Annotated in this window: 1 protein-coding gene; it reads left to right on the forward strand. The window is 67.2% G+C overall.

From position 1 onward, the window contains the following. A partial coding sequence (locus tag EOA24_RS40910; protein ID WP_127410968.1) for an ATP-binding cassette domain-containing protein occupies positions 1 to 427 on the forward strand: 427 nt, incomplete at both ends.

Genomic DNA, 427 nt, shown 5'->3' on the forward strand with positions numbered 1-427 from the left:
GGCTGGTGCGTGTGTTCGATATGGCGATGCAGGCGAACCCGTCCGCCGCGCTCGCGCAAATGGGCGTCGTCTTCCAGTTGCCGACGCTCGATCTCGATCTAACACCGGGCGAGAACCTGCGCTACCACGCCGCGCTGCATGGACTTCCGACGGAACTGACCAAGGCGCGCTCACGGGAGGAATTGAGCCGCCTCGAGGTGCTGGACAGGATCGACGATCGGACCCGCGCGCTATCCGGCGGCCAGCGCCGGCGCGTGGAGATTGCGCGGGCGCTGATGCACAGCCCGCGCCTGCTGCTGCTCGACGAGCCGACCACCGGGCTTGACGTGCCGGGACGGCGCGCGCTCGAGCAGCATGTAAGGGACCTTTGCCGGGAACGTGGCATCGCCGTCCTATGGGCGACGCATTTTCTCGAAGAAGTAGCGGC

Origin of the sequence: Mesorhizobium sp. M2A.F.Ca.ET.039.01.1.1 (assembly GCF_003998035.1) — a bacterium.
Taxonomy (GTDB): domain Bacteria; phylum Pseudomonadota; class Alphaproteobacteria; order Rhizobiales; family Rhizobiaceae; genus Mesorhizobium.